Annotated in this window: 15 protein-coding genes; 9 read left to right on the top strand and 6 right to left on the bottom strand. The window is 48.9% G+C overall.

Annotated elements, in window-relative coordinates:
• The first annotated feature begins 172 nt into the window (after positions 1 to 172).
• From EHSB41UT_RS03180 to EHSB41UT_RS03165, 4 genes are all read left to right on the top strand, one after another.
• Positions 173 to 1,651: an OprD family outer membrane porin gene (locus EHSB41UT_RS03180; RefSeq protein ID WP_087106790.1), complete on the top strand. Its 1,479-nt coding sequence runs from the start codon at positions 173 to 175 to the stop codon at positions 1,649 to 1,651.
• 300 nt (positions 1,652 to 1,951) lie between these two features.
• Positions 1,952 to 3,226, top strand: a complete 1,275-nt coding sequence (locus EHSB41UT_RS03175) for an OprD family outer membrane porin (protein ID WP_087106788.1) — start codon at positions 1,952 to 1,954, stop codon at positions 3,224 to 3,226.
• A 153-nt stretch (positions 3,227 to 3,379) separates the two neighbouring features.
• On the top strand, positions 3,380 to 4,231 hold the full coding sequence (locus tag EHSB41UT_RS03170) for an SDR family NAD(P)-dependent oxidoreductase (protein ID WP_087106786.1): 852 nt from the start codon (positions 3,380 to 3,382) through the stop codon (positions 4,229 to 4,231).
• Positions 4,232 to 4,489: 258 nt separating this feature from the next.
• A complete protein-coding gene (locus EHSB41UT_RS03165) occupies positions 4,490 to 5,662 on the top strand; it encodes a tyrosine-type recombinase/integrase (protein WP_087106785.1) in 1,173 nt (390 codons plus the stop codon).
• Here the strand turns inward: EHSB41UT_RS03165 and EHSB41UT_RS25015 are convergent.
• The 5 genes from EHSB41UT_RS25015 to EHSB41UT_RS03140 all read right to left on the bottom strand — a co-directional run bounded on the left by EHSB41UT_RS25015 (position 5,640) and on the right by EHSB41UT_RS03140 (position 8,435).
• Positions 5,640 to 5,900 carry a pyocin activator PrtN family protein gene (locus EHSB41UT_RS25015; protein WP_423226864.1) on the bottom strand — a complete coding sequence of 87 codons (261 nt, stop codon included), beginning with the start codon at positions 5,898 to 5,900 and terminating at the stop codon, positions 5,640 to 5,642. The genes EHSB41UT_RS03165 and EHSB41UT_RS25015 overlap by 23 nt on opposite strands.
• Positions 5,901 to 6,031: 131 nt before the next feature.
• The gene (locus tag EHSB41UT_RS03155) at positions 6,032 to 6,229 is read right to left on the bottom strand and encodes a hypothetical protein (RefSeq protein WP_087106783.1); all 198 of its coding nucleotides are present in this window, start codon (positions 6,227 to 6,229) and stop codon (positions 6,032 to 6,034) included.
• A 130-nt stretch (positions 6,230 to 6,359) separates the two neighbouring features.
• Positions 6,360 to 6,581, bottom strand: a complete 222-nt coding sequence (locus EHSB41UT_RS03150) for a DUF4224 domain-containing protein (protein WP_087106781.1) — start codon at positions 6,579 to 6,581, stop codon at positions 6,360 to 6,362.
• Positions 6,582 to 6,599: 18 nt separating this feature from the next.
• Positions 6,600 to 7,559 (bottom strand): hypothetical protein, encoded by a 960-nt coding sequence (locus tag EHSB41UT_RS03145; RefSeq protein ID WP_133060371.1) that lies wholly within the window; start codon positions 7,557 to 7,559, stop codon positions 6,600 to 6,602.
• 93 nt (positions 7,560 to 7,652) lie between these two features.
• A complete protein-coding gene (locus EHSB41UT_RS03140; protein WP_087106777.1) occupies positions 7,653 to 8,435 on the bottom strand; it encodes a DUF6387 family protein in 783 nt (260 codons plus the stop codon).
• Positions 8,436 to 8,611: 176 nt separating this feature from the next.
• On the opposite strand from EHSB41UT_RS03140, the gene hsdR reads away from it, so the two are divergent.
• The 5 genes from hsdR (at position 8,612) to EHSB41UT_RS03115 (ending at position 15,554) form a co-directional block, all read left to right on the top strand.
• Positions 8,612 to 11,023 carry an EcoAI/FtnUII family type I restriction enzme subunit R gene (gene hsdR / locus EHSB41UT_RS03135; protein ID WP_242667220.1) on the top strand — a complete coding sequence of 804 codons (2,412 nt, stop codon included), beginning with the start codon at positions 8,612 to 8,614 and terminating at the stop codon, positions 11,021 to 11,023.
• 5 nt (positions 11,024 to 11,028) lie between these two features.
• Positions 11,029 to 11,619, top strand: coding sequence for a DUF2002 family protein (locus tag EHSB41UT_RS03130; protein ID WP_087106773.1), 591 nt, complete (start codon positions 11,029 to 11,031; stop codon positions 11,617 to 11,619).
• A 70-nt stretch (positions 11,620 to 11,689) separates the two neighbouring features.
• Positions 11,690 to 13,162, top strand: coding sequence for a type I restriction-modification system subunit M (locus EHSB41UT_RS03125; protein WP_087106771.1), 1,473 nt, complete (start codon positions 11,690 to 11,692; stop codon positions 13,160 to 13,162).
• Positions 13,162 to 14,904, top strand: coding sequence for a restriction endonuclease subunit S (locus EHSB41UT_RS03120; protein WP_087106769.1), 1,743 nt, complete (start codon positions 13,162 to 13,164; stop codon positions 14,902 to 14,904). The genes EHSB41UT_RS03125 and EHSB41UT_RS03120 overlap by 1 nt, the downstream gene beginning before the upstream one ends.
• Before the next feature lie 11 nt (positions 14,905 to 14,915).
• The gene (locus EHSB41UT_RS03115) at positions 14,916 to 15,554 is read left to right on the top strand and encodes a 3'-5' exonuclease (protein ID WP_087106767.1); all 639 of its coding nucleotides are present in this window, start codon (positions 14,916 to 14,918) and stop codon (positions 15,552 to 15,554) included.
• A gap of 154 nt (positions 15,555 to 15,708) precedes the next feature.
• Here EHSB41UT_RS03115 and EHSB41UT_RS03110 read toward each other — a convergent pair whose 3' ends face one another.
• A complete protein-coding gene (locus EHSB41UT_RS03110) occupies positions 15,709 to 17,157 on the bottom strand; it encodes an endonuclease domain-containing protein (protein ID WP_087106765.1) in 1,449 nt (482 codons plus the stop codon).
• Positions 17,158 to 17,288 lie beyond the last annotated feature (131 nt).

Genomic DNA, 17,288 nt, shown 5'->3' with positions numbered 1-17,288 from the left:
GCAGAAAACCGAGTCCTTGACTATTTCATAGCGAATAAAAAATCAGAACATCGCCTGAACGGCAAAGCATCACACACGCCAAAACAGACGATGAAACAAGGCTTTAACAAGGTTTGCAGCCAGTCACGAGTTAACTACCAACACAGCTAGCAAGAAGTCGGAGTAAAAGCGTATGTCATTTGCACAAAAGCCAGGAACAGGGCCGATAACCGATAACAGTCATCACCACTCTTTTTTATCCAACGCACGCACCGGCAAACGAACTCCTCTCTCCTTGCTGACCTTGGTGATCTCAGGTCTGGCTTCCACAGCAGCCTTAGCTGATTCCGGCTCCGAACTGCAGGGAGAACAAACGGCATGGCAAACAACCCGCAACGCCAGCAAACCTTTCTTTGAAGGTTCCAGCATCGATTTGAAACTGCGTAACTTCTATATCGATAAGGATTACAAAAACAAAACCTATACGGGCAGCAAAAGCACCGATTGTGTGGAAAAAACGGCAGCCGGTGACACTCCTATCCAATGCCCGAAAGACAAAGAGGCTTGGGCTCAGGGCTTCATGCTTAATATGGATTCCGGTTACTTTGGCGATCTGATCGGTGCCACCATTTCCCTCTATGGTGTCGCCAAACTGGTCGGCAAAGAAGACAAATATGGCTCCGGCGCCCTTAAGGAGAAGAAGCCAAAGATTAAGGGCAACAAGTGGGAAGCCAAGCAGGAAAGCTATGGAAAGATTGGTCAGGCCTACCTGAAAGCCAAGTTTGGTAATGAAGATATCAACGGTAACATCAAGGCCGGTGCCATGATGTTCGACACACCTCTTCTGAACGAAAGTGATTCCCGTACCACCCCATCCAGCCACGAGGGCATCTATGCTGACGTCAACTACGATGACGTGACCGCTTATGGTGTTTTCTCAAACCGTTACTCCACCAAAACCAACAACAAGTACCTGAAGTACAAAAACAAGCTGGGCGATGGGTTCAATGTTGGCATCATGGGTGCCAAGTACGACGCGGATAACGGCCTGACACTGGAAGCCTCGGCCGGTAAAGCTCGCAACTACATGACCCAGTACTACGCCAATGCCGCCTACACTCTGAAACTGGCCGAAGAGACCAGCGTTCTGCTCGACAGCTATTACTATCAAGGCAAGGACGACGATGAGAAGAAGTACGGCAGCCGCTACAAGAGTAAATTGTGGAATCTGGTGACTGAACTCTCTGTGAGCCATCTGTCCGCAGCACTTTCCTATCAGGCCGTTATCGGTGACGAATATAACTACTCATGGAGCGGTGAAGGCATTACCGGACTCCAGACCTGGAACTCTGTGATGCACTTTGACTTTAACCGCCAGAACGAAAAGTCCTGGATGGGGAAAGTCAGCTATAGCTTTGACGGTCTTGGACTGCCCGGCCTGAGCGTATCAGCTCTGTATGTTAACGGTGAGTTCAGAGACAGTGGCAAGAACCATAAAGAGTGGGAACGTGACACCCAGGTGCGTTACGCCTTCCAGGAAGCAGCACTGAAAGGCCTTGCCGTGACCTGGAGAAATGGTACTGCGCGTACAGCCAAGAGCTACAACCCAGGATATGGTGCTGCGATTGATGAAAACCGCATCATCATTGATTACACCCTTCCACTGATTTAATCACGCCCGCTGAACAACCCAAGGTTTCTCGAATATCTATCGAGAAACCTTGGGTTGTTTTTCAGCTTATATTACCCCTCCACACCCAGCCTGAGTGATTAACAGACAAAACACGACATCATTGACAGTTCTATTGCAATTAATGTATAGCTATTGAACAATAAGTTTACACATAGCACTTGTGTAAACTGCCCAGGGAGAGGCATGCAGTTTGCCAGGATTTAGGCTTGGCAAAGCACTCTGCAGTTTGTGGTAGTTACAAGAATAAACACACAAAAAGCACCCAAGGAGTGGTGAATAATGAAAACCCTAACCAAAAGCGCACTCAGTGCGGCTATTTTGGCCGCGATCGCATCCACCTCCGTTCAGGCTGAGCAGTTTATTGATGACAGCTCCATGAACATTCATCTTCGTAACTACTACTTCGATCGCGACACCAAGACCGGTTCCGCCAAGTCTGACAATGACAAGGCCTGGTCACAGGCTATCCGGGCTGATTTTAGCTCCGGTTACTTCGCAGACATCATCGGCTTTGACTTCAGCTCTTACGCTGCACTGCGTCTGAGTGAGAGTCTGGGCTCCAACAAAACAAGCAACACCGGCCTGTTCCATGTGAACAACAAGGGTAAAGGTGAAGGTTACGGCAAGAACTTCGGTGCTGTTAAAGTGAACCTGATGGGTAACGGCGTACTCAAGTATGGTCGTATGATCCTTGATACGCCGCTGCTGAACGATTCCGACTCCCGTTCACTGCCAAGCACCACTGAAGCCTTCTATGCTGATTACTCCATGAGTGGCGTCACTGTTTTTGCTGTTCACGCCAAGAAAGGCAATGGCAAGACTGAGTCCGGCTACGAGAACTATGAAGTTAACGGCAAGAAAAAAGCTGTTAACACCTTCGGTGCTTCTTATTCAATGGACGGCCTGAATGCATCGGCCACTTACGGCAAGCAGTCTGACGCTGTGAAAGCTGTTTATCTGGATGGTTCCTACAAGTTCGATCTGGACAAGATGACTTCCGTGACTGTTGGTGCACAGTACGGCTCCAACAAAGCGATCGGTTTTGTGAAAGAGACCCAGATTGCCGATGGCGAAAAGAGCTCTATCGACTGGTACGGCCTGATGGCCAAGCTGAAGCTCGACAAAGTCACTTTGATGGCCAGCATGACTGACATCGGCGGCGGCTCCAATCCAGGCTGGAGCGATGCCGCTGTAGGCTGGGAAGCTGGTGATGATGATACCGGCTTTAACGGTTATAACTCCGTTATGATCAGCGACTTTAACGCTGCCAACGAAACCTCTTACCAGGTTCGTGCAGGCTATGACTTCGCCGATATGGTTGAAGGTCTGAGCGGCTATGTTCGCTACATCAATGGCTCTATCGACATGAAGGGTCAGAGCGATACTGACACCAGCGAATACGACATCCAGTTTGATTACGCTGTTCCCTCTCTGGAAGGTCTGAAGCTGACTCTGCGCCACGGCAAGTACGAGAAGGATCCTGCCGGTGCCAGCAACACCTACACCCGGGAAGACACCCGTGTTCTGGTGACTTACGACGTAACTGTCTTCTGATAGTCACAAAAGTGTCATCAAAAACCGCCACACTTTTGTGGCGGTTTTTTTTTGATTTGAGTCAAAAAACATCTGCCATAACTGCGGTAAATCTTTTATCATCCGCGCTACAAAAAACCACACAACAAAACATCGCAGGATCACAACATAACTATGCGAACCTTAGAGGGGAAAGTCGCTGTTATCACAGGGGCAGGTTCAGGTATTGGTCGCGCCTTGGCATTTGAACTTTGCAGAACAGGTTGCAAGGTTGCTTTGTGCGATATTAACCCTCAAAACCTTCAGGAAACGGCGGAACTGCTTCCCGAAAACAGCCAGTACTTCATTAAAGATATTGATTGTGCCAATCAGGAGCAGGTGAAGGCTTTCGCATCTGAAGCCTCTTCCTACTTTGGTCAGATCGACATACTGATCAACAATGCCGGTGTCTCGCTGACCCATAGCGTTACGGAAGGCTCTATCGAAGAGATGGAATGGCTGATCAATATTAACTTCTGGGGTGTCGTTTATGGCACCAAAGCATTCCTGCCACACCTGCAAACTCGTGACGAAGCCCATATCGTAAACGTTGGCAGTGTATTTGGTGTTATGGCTGCTCCAAATCAGGCCGCTTACTGTGCCAGTAAGTTTGCCGTGCGTGGCTTTACCGAATCTCTGAGCCAGGAACTGCGCCACTCCAACATTAATGTGTCCTGCGCTTACCCTGGCGGGATCAAAACCAATCTTATCCGTAACAGCCGCTTCCACGAAGATTCCACCAATCTGCGGGATCGTGAAGAAGCTGCGGAAAAGTTTGAAGAGCTGGCGACAACCACGCCAGAAAGAGCTGCCCAGGTCATCATTAACGGTATTCTTAACAAGCGACAGCGGATTCTGATTGGTTCAGATTCCCGTTTTATTGACTGGATCGTTCGCCTGTTCCCGGGAACCTACGACTACTTCCTGAACAAGACCAGCGACAACTGGTGTAAGGACAGTCGCGAGAGTCACAAAGCAGCCTGCTAAGCTGCTTCAGCCAATAAAAAGGGAGCTTTACGGCTCCCTTTTTCTATTTAATGGCTTTACGCTTTATTCCTGCTTCCCTTCATTATCAAAATCATGCTCGTGGAATTCATACCACATTGCATAAAAACCCCACAAATCATCAACTTCAGCCATAAAATCAGCCTTTAAGATGCACATTTACCCACAATAAGGCATGATAAAACGCAATAAATTACTACTATTCACTCCCGAATTTACTCCCATAACCAGGGCGCAGATATGAGCATTTATTGCGATGTCAGAAAAAGAAAAAAAGGGACCGTCTATAAGTACATCGTCAGCGTCAACAGGAAACACTTTAAAGCCAAAGAACAGATGACATTCTCGACAAAAGCTGCGGGCAAGGCCTGGGCCCTACATGTCGAGAAAGAAATGCTGAAACAGGCCGATGCCGAAGAACCCAAATACGAATCCGCCAGATCCCGTACCGGCGACATCACTCTCCGCACTTATCTTGAGACGTATCGCGCCAAAATGGAAACCCTTCCTGAGCGCGAGCGCATTAGCCATCGAGACATGCTGGCCATCAAATTCTGGGAAGGAACCTGGCTTGCAGAGAAACGCTCCAACGAAATTACGGAACAACACCTGATCGATCTACTTGATGAACGGTTAGGCAAAGTCACAGCGGCCACAAATCACGTCTACGTCTCAGTTCTGCGCAAGGCTATAGACTGGCAGAAACGGGTCGGCCTTCATTTTAAGCGATTCATAACTCCCGAGGTCATGAAGGAACTGTGGCGATTAAAGCTCGTCGGCAAATCCAAGCGTGACAACTTCCGGCCCACGGAAACACAAATCAAAGAACTCTATACATTCCTACTGGATGGCTATAACAAACCGACTGGCAGCATTCCGCATCACCACCTGATGCTCTTCAGCATCTACAGTACTTTTCGAGAAGGAGAGATTTGTTCGCTCAAATGGACCAATCTGGACGCCGAGAACGGTTTCATCATTATCGAAGACCGCAAGGACCCGAATGATAAATATGGAAATCATCAAAAGGTTCCCATTCCACCCGAGTGCCTGGAAATAATAGCCATGCAACCCCGGTTGGATGATGAACCGCGCATTTTCCCTTATAAGGCCAAATCAGTAGCCAGTCATTTTTCCGAGATCACAAAAAAATTGGGGGTACCAGAACTCCGGTTCCACTCATTCAGGCATGAAGGTATTTCAAGGCTTTTTGAGCAAAAAATGCAAATTCCTGATGTGGCAGCTCGTAGCGGACACCAAACATGGGAGAACCTTCGCCGCTATACCCACCTGCTCCATCGTGAGCCAGCCGACCTGTGGGCGCAGTGCAAGGAGATTGAGGAAGACTACTGGGCCACCCATGAGGTGAAGAATCGCCTCTTAAAAAAAATCAACAAACAGAGGAGTGCTTAACCCCTCGAACTTTTCGCCAGTCTTCCGCATACAGTTCATGCCGGGAGTCCAGATATCTGGCAAGATCAGAGAGCTTCACCATATATGGTGACTTCTTGCTATCAGATAGCCGAACCACTGGCACAGGTAACTCCTGGGCAGCCGCTGCCGATTTCGCTCGCTTTGAACATAGGCCGAAGTATTCTTCACAGATGTCAGCCAGTGGAACGTAGGGCTTCTCATATCTCGCCCACAACATCATTTCCGTTTTCATAATCAAATCCATTTACGATGTCAGCGATAGCGTCCATGCCATATACCGCATGATGTTATTATTGACAGTTCAGCCTGCCGGTACTCACAAGCCCCAGCAGGCATGGAAACCGACCATCAATCGCCTTTTTTCATATCCTCCACCACCGGTTCAAAAATCTTATCGAGATCACATCTGAACACCTCGACGAAGCCATCCGATTCAGCCAAGGCATAAAAACCTCGATTTAAGAGAACACCGACCTGTTGATCAGTGTCATGGGGGCCAGTCACACCAATCAGTACATCACTGGATAAAATTGTTCTTTCTTTCATTGCTATCACCTTTTTTATTAGAGCAAGGCTCTATCTAATTGAAGGCACAACAATCCCCCGACTGCATCAACCTAGGATCAGCCTATTCAGATTGAGTTACAGCTTTTACGAATTAATGCGGATGATTAATTCAGGATTCCATCCAATCCAGATTTGGTCCGAGGACCGCGTTCTGTGAGGTTTTCCCAGCCAGTACATCTTCGGCATGGCGGCGGCTCACAACCACCTTGTTACGGGCATTCAGGTGGGCAGTAATACCAAACCGGCCAAGGGCATCCATTTGGCGGGCTGGCTTCTGGTAACCGGTGATATCGCAAACTTCCTCATCGGTAAGAAGAAAACTATCTGCCATGGGTTTTTACCTGCATATTTAGCCATCACAACCATAGTCTTTATCGCATTCGATTTTGGACTTTTCTTCGGCGATCACCTGCGCTTGCTGCTGTGACCGGGCACGAAGCTCCTCAAGACCGGGTATCTCGTTAACTGACCTGGTTTTGTCATTCTGTTCCATCTCCTGCGTCTCGGCGAACTCACGCTCCTGATTAGTAATCAGAAAGGTGAGGTTAACCTCCTTGGCCTCGTATTCGAGCCATATACACTCCTCGGCGACCTTCTCGCATCGTGCTTTAAGGTCATCAAGAAGCTCATCAACTCCTCCCATACGCTCTATCGCGGCCACAATCCGCTTATCCAACTCCGGCGATGCCGCATGCCAACACAAGGGTAGGTAACAATCATTTTTGTCTACGGTCTGCTGCCAGTGTTTTAGGAAACGTTTCAACATACTCTGCTGAACCGCCGTCAGCTTTTTCACCTCGCGACTTGCTGATGTAATATCTGCCGTAGTCTCTGATGTACTCTCTGTAGTAATACATGAATTAGTTTGCCCGAAACGGGTATTTTTAATGGAGCTATTCGATCTATCCGTAGAAGCCTTTTTGGGGGATTTGGAATCATCGTTTTGAACCACTTCCGGCTCATCCGTTTCCGGCTCATCCGCTTCGGGTTTAGGCACTTTGGGGATCAAATCCTCAATTCTACATTTGAGCTGATAGTGCGTAGTTTGTGGTATTCCACGCTTTATGGTTGTCACCAGCTTTCTTTTAACAAGTTGCTTTTTGGCTGCACGGAAGGCTGTGAGCCCCATTCCTAGTTCAGCCGCCAGCTCCCGGTCTTTCTTATAAAAGTATTTGCCATGGCGTCTATCCCACCAATAATCAATCTGCGCCAAAACTAGGGCAGCATTGATCGATCCGGTTATTTTGACTAACGCAGGATAAAATCTAATAACGATATTTCGCAGATACTTTTTTTTATTTTTTTTCATACTAAGGTCATCAATTTTCGGGATGACAAACCTCCCCAAAATTCTTCGGTTTGGGGGAGGTTCAGACTACAGTAAGAAACAACGTATAAACTGCTAATGACTCAGGGAAGGGATTTTTGAAAAAGAAAAATTCGCGGCTAGACTTACGGATTCGTATGCAATGCAGTTAGCTCTTAGACGATCGACCCACTGCCTCTCCAGAAACTTTAGAGCATAGCCTTTCCGGCTTTGTCGAAACTGCTCTGTGCAATACTTTCCCGACCAACCCAAAATCTCAACATACTCACCGTGTGTCAGCTCTGGCACACCATATAGCTTTGAGAAAATATACAAATCCAGAATTGGTAACACATGCCCTGTACGTATCTTTTTTCTGGCTGATTCGGAAATTTTTTGCGGCGCCCGTTTATTACGCCGAGACCGTTCTTTGAGTAAAATATATCGTGCTTTCTCTAGCAAGGCATCAACTTCAACATTGAGATCAAATACCATATTTATTGTGCCATCATCATTGAACGCGGCGTTCATAGAATACGCATCCATCGGGTTTCGGAGGCAGGCGATGCCATTTGTTTTTAATTTCAGAGCAACCAATAATGCATCTATCGCATCCATAACCCCAGTCATAGCCTCGCAAGTTCTTCCGAAAACCAACTTTAATCGAGAGTCCATAGGCATTTCACTTTCTATATGAACTAGCCCACTCCGTTGTATCTCTTTAAACCTTTTACGAGCTCTTTTTGGGCTAATCCGTAACAACTCCTGTCTGAATTCCAATTGCTCGGCAACTTCCCGATCTGACATAGACTCCACGCCAACGTAACGTGCAAGATCAAACCATGCCTTGTATTTTTCCTGTTTTGTGGTGTTCGTCATTTTCCATGAGCCTCTAAGCATTTACTGATAAATGCCACCACTAATTTCGACATTTTTCGTATAACACCATATCTGTAACAGTTCCTAAAATCATGCGATTGAAGGGCTACTCACAAATACCAACCTGCATTACCATAACCAACAAGACGACCATGGTTACGGTTCAGGAGGAGCAGTTGGAAAAGGGAGAAAAGCAGAAGCTGTCCGAACGGGACATCTGCACCAAGTTCATCACCCCGGCTATCAAACAGGCTGGTTGGGACATAAACACCCAGGTGCGTGAAGAGGTCACCTTTACTGCTGGTCGTATAATCGTCCGTGGCAAGCTCCATACGCGCGGTAAACAACGCCGTGCGGATTACATCCTCTACCACCAGAAAAACCAGCCTATCGCCGTTATAGAGGCCAAGGACAACAAGCAGAGTGTCGGAGCAGGTATGCAGCAGGCATTGGCCTATGCCGAGGCGCTGGATGTGCCGTTTGTCTTCTCCAGCAATGGTGATGGCTTCCTGTTCCACGACCGCACTGGCAATGCCGCCCAGACCGAAACCGAACTCACACTCGAACAGTTCCCATCCCCTGCTGAACTTTGGCAGCGTTACTGCGCTTGGAAGGGCTTTTCCGAGGCTGCTATGCCTGCGGTGGAATCACCTTATTACGACGATGGTTCAGGCCGTACACCACGCTATTACCAAACGATCGCCGTGAACCGTGCGGTAGAAGCTGTCGCCAAAGGCCAAGACCGTATCCTGCTGGTGATGGCCACCGGTACCGGCAAGACCTATACCGCATTCCAGATTATCTGGCGGCTATGGAAGGCTGGGCAGAAGAAGCGCATCCTGTTCCTGGCCGACCGCAACATTCTGGTAGACCAGACCAAGAACAATGACTTTAAGCCGTTTGGTCAGGCGATGACCAAGATCACCAAGCGGCAGATCAACAAATCCTATGAGATTTACCTGTCGCTGTATCAGGCCGTGACGGGCAACGAAGAAGAGAAGAACGTATACAAACAGTTCTCGCCGGATTTCTTTGACCTGATCGTGATCGACGAATGTCACCGTGGCAGTGCCAATGAAGATTCCGCATGGCGCGAGATTCTCGAATATTTCTCCGGTGCCACCCATATCGGTTTAACGGCCACGCCAAAGGAGACCAAAGACGTCTCCAACATCGACTACTTCGGTCAGCCGGTTTACACCTACTCGCTCAAACAAGGCATCGAGGATGGCTTCCTTGCACCGTACAAGGTGGTGCGTGTCGATTTTGATCTCGACCTGAAAGGCTGGCGCCCAAGAAAGGGGCAGAAAGACAAACACGGCAACCTTATCGAAGACCGCATCTACAACCAGCGGGATATGGACCGGAATATCACATTCGATGAACGTACCCAGCTTGTCGCCATGAAGGTCACCGAGTTTTTGCAGCAGTCCGGCGAATATCAGAAAACCATTGTCTTCTGCGACAACATCGACCATGCCGAACGTATGCGACAGGCTCTGGTCAACCTCAACCCGGAGCGGGTGCAGGAAAACCGCAAATATGTCGTACGCATTACCGGTGATAACGAAGAAGGCAAAGCCGAGCTGGATAACTTTATTGACCCGGAATCCCGCTACCCGGTGATCGCCACCACCAGTAAGCTGATGACCACCGGCGTAGATGCCAAAACCTGCAAACTCGTCGTGCTGGACCAGCGCATCCAGTCCATGACCGAGTTCAAACAGATCATTGGTCGCGGCACTCGTATCGACGAAGACTACGGCAAGCACTGGTTCACCATCATGGACTTCAAGAAGGCCACGGAACTGTTTGCCGATCCGAACTTCGACGGAGACCCGGTACAGATACATAACCCGAAACCCGGTGAGCCGGTAACACCACCGGAAGACGAAACCGATGAAACGGATGACACCGGCAATGGGGATGATGAAACCGTCTCTGGTGACCCGGATTGGCCGGAAAGCGGCCCTGGTGAAGGCGGTCTCGGTGAAGGTGGTGAAGGCCCTGCCGAGCCTCGCATCAAATATCACGTAAAGGGCGAGCAGGTCACCATCATTGGCGAGCGTGTGCAGTACCTGGGCGCAGACGGCAAGCTGATCACCGAATCCATGCGTGATTACACCAAAGGCTGCGTAACCAAGGAATACGCCAGCATGGACGACTTTCTGCGCCGCTGGTCCGATGCTGACCAGAAAAAGGCGGTTATCGACGAACTGGCCGAACAAGGTGTGTTCTGGGAAGAGGTTCAGGCTGAAGTGTCTGCCAAATACGGCTCAGAGCTGGACCCGTTCGATATGATCTGCCATATCGTCTTTGACCAGCCACCCCTTACACGCCGTGAGAGAGCCGAGAACGTCCGTAAGCGCGATTACTTCACTAAGTACGGTGAGGAAGCCCGCAAGGTGCTGGAGGCGCTTCTGGAGAAGTATGCGGACGCTGGCATCGAGAACATCGAAGATATCAAAGTGCTGAAGCTGGAGCCGTTCACCGATCTGGGGACACCGGTGCAGCTTATCAGCCTGTTTGGCGGCAAGAAGCAGTACCTGCAAGCGGTTCAGGATCTCGAAACCGCACTCTACGGATAGTACCAATGAAGTATGGCGAGATTGAGCTGGCCCTTGGCCAAGAAGGACTATTTGAGCTGAGCAGAACCAAGAAAGCTATTGGTTATGGATTCAGCAAGGATGGAGCGGTTTCTCTTTATATCAACACTGAAACCCGCTCGGATAAAAACACCCTGATTCTGCACCCGAGGTTCGAGTCGGTTAAAGCAAGGCTCCTATCTATCGATGGCATTATCCCTGGTACAGCGCCCCAACGGTTCAGTAGTAATTACGGACAATTCCCAAAAGGGGAAACGCCTGCAGGCAAGGAAAATTATTTTGGCCTGCCTTTTGGAGTCGAGCATCGAGCAGCCCTGGATGACCTTCTCGACATACTCAGCACTCCTACATCTGAGAGCCAGAGTCGGCCAGTGAAGCCAACCAAGAAGGCTGCAGTGAATGTTGAGCCACCTATAACGCCCCAGACTCGTCAGAGCATAACGTCCAGCGTCGAATTCAGCCCGCAGACTTCAGTTCAAGAGTCCAGCTCTGTTCAGACTCCTGCATCGAAAGGGTTTGTAGTGGCTGTAGGTGTGGTCTGTACCCTGGCCGCTGTTCTCGTAATGAACTGGCTATAAATTTTTCTTTATACTCTTCTGGCTGCGGTTGGTGCTGCAGCCAGACTCTTGATTTTCGGATAACCCCTCCATGTCGATTTCCTCCAGTATCAAATCCATCCAGGACATCATGCGTAAAGACGTGGGTGTCGATGGTGACGCCCAGCGTATCGGTCAGCTTGTCTGGATGATGTTCCTGAAAATCTTTGATGACCGTGAACAAGAGTGGGAACTGCTGGAAGACGATTACGAGTCCCCTATCCCCGAAGAGCTGCGCTGGCGTAACTGGGCCGCTAACCCGGAAGGCATCACCGGCGATACGCTCAAGAACTTTATCGACAATACCCTGTTCCCGGAGCTGCAGGAGCTACAGGGCCGTGAGGGCGACCAGCGGGCGTTTGTTATCCGCAACGTCTTCCAGGACGCCTACAACTACATGAAGTCCGGTCAGCTACTGCGTCAGGTGGTCAACAAGATCGAAGAAGCGGTGGACTTCAACAAAGCCAAGGAGCGCCACGCCTTTGGTGATATGTATGAACAGATACTGCGTGATCTGCAAAACGCCGGTAACGCCGGTGAGTTTTACACCCCGCGCCCTGTCACCGAATTTATGGTCAACCGGGTCGACCCGAAGCTGACAGACAAAGTGATGGACCCAGCCTGCGGAACCGGTGGATTCCTTACCTGCAGCATCGAGCACAAGCGTAAACACTACGTTCGCAACCCGGACGATGAACAGGCGCTGCAGAACACCATCTTCGGGGTAGAGAAGAAGCCCCTGCCACACCTGCTGGCCACCACCAATATGATTCTCCACGGCATTGATGTGCCGTCCAACGTTCGCCACGACAACACTCTCGCTCGCCCCCTGCGTGATTGGGGTCCGAAAGAGCGTGTCGATGTGATTGTCGCTAACCCGCCGTTCGGTGGCATGGAAGAAGATGGTATCGAAACCAACTTCCCGGCCGCCTTCCGCACACGGGAGACCGCCGATCTGTTTATGACGTTGTTTATCCATCTGCTCAAAGACGGTGGACGTGCGGCTGTGGTACTGCCTGATGGCTTCCTGTTTGGTGAGGGCATGAAGACCCGCCTGAAAGAGAAGCTGCTGACCGAGTGCAATCTGCACACCATCATACGACTGCCCAACGGCGTGTTTAACCCGTACACCGGCATCAAGACCAACCTGCTGTTCTTCACCAAGGGCAAGCCGACCGAGCACGTATGGTATTACGAGCACCCGTATCCGGCAGGGGTAAAGAACTACAGCAAAACCCGCCCGATGAAGGTGGAAGAGTTCGAGCCGGAAAAAGCCTGGTGGGGCAACGAGGACGATGGCTTTGCCAGCCGTGAACAGAACGAGCAGGCGTGGAAAGTCTCCATCGACGATATCAAGGCCCGTAATTACAACCTGGATATCAAGAACCCCCATGTGGGCGAGCAGGTGAGCCATGACCCGGACGAGCTGCTGGCAACCTACGCACAGCAGCAGCAGGAAATCTGTGCCATTCGTGATCAGTTAAAGGCCATTCTCGAAACGGCCCTGAACCGGGTGGATGCGTGATGACGGACTCTGTAATAACGGCCAGCCACAAGCTGATAACCGATAACCTGCCCCTGTGGACTGCCGCGCACACCACAAAGTCCAGCGCAGGCCGTGGCACATCCAGCAAGCTCAATCTGCACGGCATCAAGAAGCTGCGGGAACTGATTCTGGAACTGGCCGTGCGTGGCAAACTGGTGCCACCAGAAGGAGGCAACGAGCGAGCATTAGAGAATCTTCTTTCAAAAGAGATAGATCGAGTATTGTCCGTTAACAAAGGCAAAAAACCAGCAATGACTGCTGGTGCAGAGTCATGGGAGAAGCCGCAGGTTCCACCTAGTTGGCGTGTTATGCGCGTTAACGAGTTATTGCTTACTCAGCAAGGAGTCCAGATCGCTAAAAGCGCACAAATAACTGAGCCTCACAGTGGTTTTAAGCGATATCTATATATCTCTGACTTTAAACATGATAACAGCTTAAAGTTTGTGGAAGATAAGTACCCCGGTAAAGAGGTAACACCGAACGATTTAGTGATGGCAAACACTGGAAGTCCTGGTGAAGTTTATTATGGAGTTGACGGCATTCTTAGTAACAACTTATTCAAAATAAGCTTCAATTCCGAGATTTTTAACCAAACGTATGTCTATTTATTCTTCAAATCCCCCTTGTTTATCAGCAGATTGAACCAAAGCATTAAGGGTGGTGCCCAGCAACACTTGGGACACAAGCTTATAGGCAGCCAGTACATCAGCGTTCCTCCACTTTATGAGCAACACCGCATAGTCGCCCGCGTCAACGAACTAATGGCACTCTGCGACAAACTGGAGCAGCAGCAGACCACCAATATAACCGCCCACGAAACGCTAGTGGAAACCCTGCTGGCCGCTCTGACCCGCAGCAGCACCCCGGAAGAGACAGCCGAGAACTGGGCGCGTATCGCCGAACACTTCGACACGCTGTTCACCACCGAGCACAGCGTTGACCAGCTCAAGCAGACCATTCTGCAACTGGCGGTAATGGGCAAGCTGGTGCCGCAGAACCCGGACGATGAACCCGCATCGGCCCTGTTAGCCCGTATAGCGGACGAAAAGGCCCGACTGGTTGCGGAAGGCAAGATCAAGAAGCAGAAGCCGCTACCGGCCATTACAGACGACGAGAAACCGTTTGCGCTGCCGGTGGGGTGGGAGTGGTGCCGACTAGCTCATGCCGGTTATGATTTGGGCGGTGGTACGCCATCAAAATCGAAGGGTGAGTATTGGAACGGTGATATTCCTTGGGTGTCTCCAAAGGATATGAAAACTGATTACATAAGTAATACGGTTGATTCGATCACTGAACGGGCTTTAAAAGAAACGACAATAAAGCTTGTGCCGACCGGTAGCCTATTAATGGTAGTGCGAGGAATGATTTTGGCTCACTCTTTTCCGGTGGCATTAACAAAAAGGCCTGTAACCATAAACCAAGATATGAAAGCTCTTGTTTACTCCGAGTTAAAGCCTGAATTTTTATTGCTTCTTATGAAAGGCTTGAAAGATGACCTTGTTGCACTTGTCGATCGGTCTACTCATGGAACCTGTAAGTTGGTATCGGACAAATTGTGGTTGAAAGTCTTGGCTATTCCACCAAACGAAGAACAGCACCGCATTGTCACCAAAGTTAACGAATTAATGACCCTCTGCGACCACCTAAAAGCCAATATCCAGCAGGCCAAGCAGACCAATCTGCACTTTGCGGATGCGGTTGTAGAACGGGCATTAGGGTAACGGAAGGCAGTATGGCAAACAGTCTCAATCAGCGCAGTGCCAATACCCTGGTGGTGCTGGACTTTGAAACCACCGGCCTCTCACCCAATATGGGCGACCGCGCGATAGAGATCGGTGCCGTACTGCTGGAGAACGGTCGGGTCACTGACCGCTTCCAGCGGCTAATGAATCCCGGCCAACGTATACCGGCCTTTATCGAAAGCTACACCGGCATTACCAACGCTATGGTCAGGGATGCCGATTCCTGCGCGGCAGTGATGCGGGAGTTCGGCGAGTTTATCGCGGGCCACAATCTTGTCGCCCACAACGCCTCATTCGATAAAAAGTTTCTGGATGCCGAGCTCACTATGGCCGGTTCCGGTTATGCCGGTGGCTTTGCCTGCTCCATGCTGGTCGCCCGCCGTCTGTATCAGGATGCTCCAAACCACAAACTCGGCACACTGGTACGCTACAAAAGCCTGCCCACAGACGGCACCTACCACCGCGCCCAGGCCGATGCGGATATGACCGCACATCTATGGCTACGCATGCTCGACGATCTGGCAGAGCAGTACCAGCTTACGGATATACCGTTCAGCCTGATGCAGACGCTGGGGAAAACATCGAAACAGGGAGTGGAGAGATTGCTGACCCGTTTTCAACCTGCCTGATCGCACAAGGCATACCACACAAACAGAACGGTAAGGGCAGTCTCCAATCTGCGGGAACGATACAGGGCTATGATTGGCAATATTTTATCTCTATCGAACATGCAGGTGGCTGCCCCGTCGAACAGCCACCTGTATAGAACGGCAGATCAACCATCTATGTTCTTATAACAATATTGATTATATTTTCGATAGCTTCAGCGCAATTCTGATAAACCTGACTCGCTGGCAATCTCACAACTTTATAACCTTTTGCCATAAGCTTTTGGTCTCGCTTTCTATCATTAACAAAAGATTTTGAATTGTCGTGATATTTCTTGCCATCAACCTCAACCACAACCATATCGTTAATAATAAAATCAACTCTAAAATCCAGAATTCGCTTCTGGCATTGCAACGTCAAGAATTTATTCCCGACAGAGCTTTCTGACTTCAAATTAAGATTTAAATCAATAATCAGTTCTTGCAACAGTAAAGCTTCCGGTTCAGACTCACAAAGCTCCACAACGCTTCTAAATGGCAACATCTCAACAAAATCAAATTTTGTATTTTCATCCAGCCTTGATAGAAAATCAGAATTCCATCCACTATCGTTTTTAGCACTTCGCCCTGAACCTTTCGCACGGTTGTTCTCTGCGCTACGAACTTTCCGTTCTCTTTTCCTATCTTCTTTTACATCTGCTTCTTTTGTCACATTTTGACTTTTATTAAGCTGATCATCCAATTGAACAACGCGCTCATTTACAAAATCATTACTGCGATCATGCTCTTGATACTTCCTATACCAGTGCAGTAAAATTTTAGCGGCCTCATTAGGGTCCGCCTCATCTTCTTCAAAAATGTTTTCATAGCAATCGGCTATTTTTAAAAAACAATCGACATATACTTTTTTCTTTTTCCCGCCAAGACATTTCTCTTTTACAGCTTTTTCATAAAGCCCTACCGCAGAGTCGAACTCAAGTTCATCATAAAGATTTTCCGCCAAATAGAAAATTGCCTTCTTATCTTTTTTTTCAATTAATCTTCGCAACTCCTCATTCGTCAGCTCAGGATAGGTGTATTCGCTTGCCTTAGAGATTATTTTTTTGGAAAGCTCCCGGCGGCGCTCCATTCTTCTTAACTGACTATCGACCCATGCCCGCTTTCTTCTTTCTTCCTCTTTATCAACAACGACACTGACTTTTGCCTCAGAAGAATCATCAACATCTCTACCTATTGATTTAATATAGGTGTCAATTGATCCATACAAGTCGCTATACTTCTTACACTCCTTATACCAGTCGAGTGTTTTCTTTGCCAATTCAACCTGATCATCTCCAGATTTTTCATATGTCTTCCTGTAGAACTCGCCCAGCCGGAAGCAGCAACGAGCATACTCCGCCTTGGTGATCCCATCTGATTTAAACTTGTAGTCCTTCCTAATATGGCTACAAATCTTTTCATAACCGTAAATTGCCGTATGAAATCGACCGTTTTCGTACAATCTATTGGCTTCAAGATATTCTTCTCTAATCTGATTAGAAACGGCCTCGTCAGATAATGCATCCTTAGGGGCAGTCATATTAAAACGCGCTAGTAAGCTTTTTCCTTCAAAACCCTGATCCATAAAACACACTTCAATCGACAACGGTAAAAGCGCAATAATTGCATCAATATAAAAATCAATAAACAGTAAAAACAAAAAAACATAATGAAACGATCATGCAACCCCAAATCAATCAGCAATCGATCAAAAAA

This window comes from Parendozoicomonas haliclonae, assembly GCF_900174585.1.
Taxonomy (GTDB): domain Bacteria; phylum Pseudomonadota; class Gammaproteobacteria; order Pseudomonadales; family Endozoicomonadaceae; genus Sansalvadorimonas; species Sansalvadorimonas haliclonae.
The sequence above is the reverse complement of the archived record's forward strand: the minus strand, read 5'-3'. Positions and strand labels throughout refer to the sequence as shown.